The 5833-nt window shown below is 42.3% G+C and carries 6 protein-coding genes; all 6 read right to left on the bottom strand.

What is annotated here, in order from left to right; translation table 11 throughout:
- The coding region (locus AC52RT_RS13755) for a carbamoyl phosphate synthase small subunit (protein ID WP_495541268.1) at nt 1–682 on the bottom strand (682 nt) is incomplete at its 3' end.
- Nucleotides 679–1965 carry a dihydroorotase gene (pyrC, locus tag AC52RT_RS13750; RefSeq protein WP_495541267.1) on the bottom strand — a complete coding sequence of 429 codons (1287 nt, stop codon included), beginning with the start codon at nt 1963–1965 and terminating at the stop codon, nt 679–681. The genes pyrC and AC52RT_RS13755, both read right to left, overlap by 4 nt.
- Nucleotides 1928–2857 carry an aspartate carbamoyltransferase catalytic subunit gene (locus AC52RT_RS13745; RefSeq protein WP_495541266.1) on the bottom strand — a complete coding sequence of 310 codons (930 nt, stop codon included), beginning with the start codon at nt 2855–2857 and terminating at the stop codon, nt 1928–1930. Before AC52RT_RS13745 ends, pyrC begins: the two co-directional genes overlap by 38 nt.
- A gap of 216 nt (nt 2858–3073) precedes the next feature.
- Entirely contained in the window at nt 3074–4354 is a 1281-nt protein-coding gene (locus tag AC52RT_RS13740; RefSeq protein ID WP_495541265.1) for a solute carrier family 23 protein, read from the bottom strand.
- A 138-nt stretch (nt 4355–4492) separates the two neighbouring features.
- Complete coding sequence (gene pyrR, locus AC52RT_RS13735; protein WP_340850329.1) at nt 4493–5032, bottom strand: bifunctional pyr operon transcriptional regulator/uracil phosphoribosyltransferase PyrR; 540 nt, start codon at nt 5030–5032, stop codon at nt 4493–4495.
- Between the two features lie 190 nt (nt 5033–5222).
- Nucleotides 5223–5833: RluA family pseudouridine synthase (locus AC52RT_RS13730; RefSeq protein WP_495541264.1), on the bottom strand; the 611-nt coding region annotated here is incomplete at its 5' end.

Below are 5833 nucleotides of genomic sequence, written 5' to 3'. Positions count from 1 at the left end.
CCTTTACATCTGCTGGATCTCCAGGACCATTTGACAGCATGATTCCGTCAGGATGCAGGTGAAGTACTTCCTCAGCGGTCGTATTATAGGGAACAACAACGATATCACACCCCCGGTCATTCAACTCCCGTAATATCCCCTGCTTCATCCCATAATCAACTAATACTACCCTGAAGCCTCTACCTGGATTACGATAGGCGGTTTTCGTTGATACTCTTCTAACTTGATCAGTCACAGTTACCGTAGCCAGTAAATGCTGCAGCATTTGTTCAGGCTTTTTATCAATTCCACAAATCATTCCTTTCATTGTTCCATTTTTGCGGATAATCCGGGTCAACTTCCTAGTATCAATCCCACTGATACCGGGTATGTGTTTTTGCTTTAGGTAGTCACTAAGTGATAATTGATTTCTCCAGTTTGAAGGGAAGTCAGCTATTTCTCTAACAACCAATCCTGAAATAGCCGGAATGATGGATTCAAAATCGTCGCGATTGATTCCATAATTGCCTATTAACGGGTAGGTCATCGTAATAATCTGATTGCAATAAGAAGGATCAGATAATATCTCCTGGTAGCCAGTCATCCCTGTATTGAACACTACTTCGCCGGATTTTTCAGTATCTGCCCCGAATCCTTCACCGATAAAACAAGTTCCATCTTCGAGAATAAGTTGTCGTTTCATTCCGCAGCACTCTCCGAATCCCAAACTATTTGTCCTTCAACTATTGTCAACACAGGCCATCCTGTGCAGACTTGACCCGCAAATGGTGTGTTTTTTCCTTTTGAGACAAATTCCTTACTGTTAATCGACTGTGTCTGATTCAAATCAATCAAGACAATATCTGCTAATGCTCCTTCTGAAAGAGAACCGTATGGCAATGAGAAACTCTCGGCAGGTCTAACTGTCAACCAGTCAATTAATTGCTTTAGCGTCCATTTTCCAGTTTGAACAAACCCGCTGTATAACAAAGGAAAAGCTGTTTCTAAACCCACAATTCCGAATGGTGCAAGATTCATCCCTTCTGCTTTTTCTTCCTCCAAGTGTGGAGCATGGTCCGTTGCTATGAAATCAATCGTACCGTCCAGCAGCCCTTCTTGCAGAGCTTCACGATCAGACTTGCCGCGAAGTGGTGGATTCATCTTATAATTCGTATCAAGTCCTGGAATATCGTCTTCACACAGCAGTAGATGATGTGGGGTAACCTCTGCAGTAACCCGAATGCCTGCCCGTTTAGCGTCACGTACAAGGCGTACTGATTCTTTTGTGGAGATATGACAGACATGATAGTGACATCCAGCGGCCTCTGCCAGCAGAATGTCACGGGCTATATGTACGGACTCGCAAACAGAAGGAATTCCCTTTAAGTCATTGGCTTTTGAATAGGTTCCTTCATGAACACAGCCATTATAAATTAAACTATTTTCTTCACAATGAGCAACCACAGGCATATTGATTAAAGCTGCCTTCTTCATGGCTTCGAGCATCATCCCAGCGTTTTGGATGCCTACACCATCATCGGTGAAGGCAAAAGCACCTGCTTCTTTTAAACTGGCAAACTCCGTTAACTCCTTGCCCGCTTCACGAACAGTAATCGAAGCATAAGGTAAAACTCTTACATGAGCGTCTGCTTCAATTTTCTGCAACAATGATTCTAGATGATTTACACTATCTGGAACTGGTCGGGTGTTCGGCATGGCTGCTATCGTGGTAAACCCTCCCTTTGCAGCTGCCATTGTACCGGTTGCAATCGTTTCTTTTTTTTCACCACCAGGCTCACGAAGATGAACATGCAAGTCAATAAAGCCTGGAGCAATTAAATTCCCCTTCGCATCTATTTGTTGTAACCCCTCAGCGGCAATGTTCTCTGCCACTTTTGTAATATACTTTCCTTCCATTTCCACATCAGCTTGTATCAGTGCACCCGTACTATCGAGCAATACCCCATTTTTTATGATTGTCTTCATCCAAAGTTCCCCCTTTTAGTTCTCCAAGTACTTTTTCCAAAACAGCCATCCTAATATATACTCCGTTTTCCATCTGCTTAAATATTCTAGAACGTTCGCATTCTACTAAATCCGAGTCTATTTCTACACCGCGGTTGATGGGAGCTGGATGCATGATAATTGCCTGTTTTTTCATTTTACATTCTCTCTCTTTAGTCAACCCGTACGCTTGTAGATACTCATGCGCACTTCTTTGTTCTTTGTCGGAATGGCGCTCATGCTGGATACGCAGCAGCATAACCACATCTGCAGTTTCAACTGCTTTTTCGATATCTTCATAAGCCCCGTTCCCCCTATCAAACCACTTAGGCGGTCCCGAGAAGATAACTTTTGCTCCCAACCTGGTCAACGCTTCTGCATTAGACCGAGCAACCCGACTGTGTTTGATGTCGCCAACAATTGCCACCGTCAGTCCCTCAAACCGGTGAAATTCCTGGTAAATCGTCATGAGATCAAGTAAAGATTGTGTAGGATGATTTCCGCATCCATCCCCGGCATTAATGATGGGAATGTTTAGATGCCCGCATAATTCCTCATAAAAGTGATCTCGGTTATGTCTAATAACCAACACCTTCACACCGATGGCTTCAAGGGTCTTAGCTGTATCGTATAGTGTTTCTCCCTTCAGAATACTTGATGTTCCCTCTTCAAAGGGGATCACATGAAGCCCTAGTCGCCTTTCAGCCATCTCAAAGCTGCTTTTGGTACGCGTGCTTGGTTCAAAAAACAGATTAGCTACAGCTGCATGCGCGGGCGGCAGCCAAATCTGTCCTTCAGAAAAAGCTTGGGCCTGTGAAATAATTTGTTCAATCTCTTTATTGGTCAGCTCATTCATTGTCAATAAACTTTTCATCATTCCTGCCCCCTTTTGAATTGTATTTCCGGGGATTAAAAAACACCCCGCCTAAGGACAGAGTGTAAGAGTTTAAAGACTAACCTCGGTAGTCGTTAGACTGCCTTAATTATTACGTCTTTTACTGCAAACACCCTTATGAGTCTCTCTGGACTTCTTTTAAAAGGTGAAATTCGTCTATTTAGTTATCTGGTTGTCTAGTTATGTTATAAACTATTATTCTGATTTTTCACGATTAGGTAAAATTAAGTTCAAAGCAATCCCGATAATAGCTGATAATGCCATTCCAGAAAGCTGAATATCATTATTTAGTTGAACATATGCTCCGCCAATGCCAATGACAAGGATAACGGACACAATCATTAAATTCCGCTTTTCAGCAAAGTCTACTTTATTCTCAACAAGCATTCTTAATCCGCTGGAAGCGATAATTCCAAACAATAGGATGGAGATACCGCCCATTACCGCGTGTGGGATCGAGTGAATAACCGCCGAGACCTTCCCAACAAAACCAAAGATAATGGCTGAGACCGCTGCTCCACCAATAATATAAACACTATATGCTTTAGTTATGGTTAGAACACCAATGTTTTCACCATAGGAGGTAAGCGGCGGTCCGCCAATCAATGAGCCAATCATTATTCCAGCTCCATCTCCCATTATGGAACGATGTAACCCTGGCTTTTCAAGGAAATTTCGGCCGACAACATTACTTAAAATCATTTGATGCCCAATATGCTCTGACAGGGTGACTATCGCTACTGGGAGCATAATGGCCAGAACCCCTCCTGATATGGCCGGCGTGTAATCGACGAAAGGAAAAATAAATGGCGGCAGTTCAATCCAACTTGCTTCTCTAATGGGTGTAAAATCTATTAATCCTGCAGCTGCTGATGCCGCATACCCTGCAAAGATACCAAGTAAGATAGGAATTAAACCAAGAAACCCTTTTAAAAACATATTACAGAAAATCGTTACACCGAGAGTAAGCAAGGCGATCATTATATGTGTTGTACTATAAACGAGCGTCCCTGCGTATGGATCCTCATACATGGCCATATTGACCGCTGTCCCTGCTAGACTTAATCCGATGACAATGATTACAGGTCCGACTACCACAGGCGGGAGAAGACTCATCAACCACCTGATCCCAGCTTTCTTAATTATTAACGCAATGATTCCATATAATAGACCTGCAAAAAAGCAGCCAATCATTGCTTCACCAGGTCCTCCTCCTTCTTTCACAATCAAGATGGGGGTGATAAATGCAAAGGAAGATCCGAGGTAAGCTGGAATCTGGCCTTTAGTAATAAGCAGGTACGACAACGTACCCAGCCCGCTCGAAACTAATGCTACTGCAGGGCTTAAATCAACGAAAAATGGTACTAGAACCGTTGAACCAAACATAGCGAATAAATGCTGAATACTTAAAGAGAACCACTGAAACGGTTTAGGTATTTCATTTACGTCTAATAAAATATTTTTTTGGGCTTCCATCGTCTCTACCTCCCAGCATAAAAAAACCCTCTTCGTTTGTTTAACAAAGAGGGTTGCCTGTTAAGACGACTTCATGATTGTCTTAACAGGCATTCTCCCTTTGTCAGCCTCTCTGGACTGTTTTTAAAAGGGCTGTATTTAATTTAAGATACTTACTTGATCTTTTTCATCTACTTCAATTAAGCAAACAGATATTTTTTCTGTTAACGCAGTCGGTACATTTTTTCCCACATAATCTGCTCGTATAGGTAATTCTCGATGACCTCTGTCAACAAGTACGGCAAGCTGAATTTGTGAAGGACGGCCAAGATCGATTAAAGCATCCAGTGCCGATCTGACTGTTCTGCCTGTGAAAAGCACATCATCGATTAAGATCACTTTTTTATTGGTAATATCCATAGGGATGTCAGAGCCCTTTACTAAAGGTTCTCCGTCATTTGTTGTTTTCGTTAAATCATCACGGTAAAGCGTGATATCTAACTCACCAAACTCGACTGTTGAACCTTCAATCTCTCCAATCCGATCAGCAAGTCGTTTGGCAAGAAAAATCCCGCGTGTTCGAATTCCAATCAGCACACAATTATCTATTCCCTTATTCTTTTCGATAATCTCATGAGCGATACGTGTTAATGCCCGCCGAATAGCTTGGTCATCCAATACAATTGCTTTTTCGATCATTATGTGCACCTCGTTTTGTGTATAAAAAAATCCCTCTGCCAGGAGGCATAGGGATTTTGATACTGCGGGTCGTGCATATCAATGAATTCATTCAATGAATCATTGACTCCGTGTACCTTCCCAGCCTCTCTGGACTGTGTTAAAGGTTCTTATTAAGTTACTATCATCGTATAGCATTAAAACAAACTTGTCAATTACTGTTCCGCAAATAAGTAAGTAATTGCTCAAATTCACTTGGCAATGGTGCTTCAAACTCGATATACTCTTTCGTACGAGGATGAATAAATCCGAGCAACCCTGCGTGTAGTGCTTGTCCCTCAATGGCAAGTGTCTTACGCGGTCCGTATTTCGGATCTCCTGCCAGTGGGAAGCCAATGTATTTCATATGAACGCGGATTTGATGCGTTCTTCCTGTTTCCAGCTGACATTCGACATACGTATAGTTCTTAAACCGGTCAAGCACTTTGAAATGCGTAACTGCTGTTTTTGAGTTTTCATCCATAACTGCCATGCTCTGACGATCTTTTTTATCTCGGCCGATTGGCGCATCAATTGTTCCATAATCATGGGGGATTACACCATGTGCAATGGCCTGATATTTTCTAGTAACCGTTTTATCAACCAGCTGTTGAACAAGACTTTCATGTGCCATATCATTTTTAGCCACCATCAATAAGCCCGAAGTATCCTTATCAATACGGTGTACAATACCAGGACGCATAACACCATTAATCCCAGATAAATCTTTACAATGAGCCATTAAACCATTCACAAGCGTTCCAGTCGGATGACCTGGTGCAG

It is taken from the genome of Peribacillus sp. (assembly GCF_059453735.1).
This window is presented reverse-complemented; position numbering and strand designations above follow the sequence as displayed.

What these genes read in the sequence shown, in the direction of transcription:
- AC52RT_RS13740 (WP_495541265.1), bottom strand. Translation starts at nt 4,354, where the DNA reads ATGGAAGCCCAAAAAAATATTTTATTAGACGTAAATGAAATACCTAAA.
- AC52RT_RS13745 (WP_495541266.1), bottom strand. Translation starts at nt 2,857, where the DNA reads ATGAAAAGTTTATTGACAATGAATGAGCTGACCAATAAAGAGATTGAA.
- pyrC (WP_495541267.1), bottom strand. Translation starts at nt 1,965, where the DNA reads ATGAAGACAATCATAAAAAATGGGGTATTGCTCGATAGTACGGGTGCA.
- pyrR (WP_340850329.1), bottom strand. Translation starts at nt 5,032, where the DNA reads ATGATCGAAAAAGCAATTGTATTGGATGACCAAGCTATTCGGCGGGCA.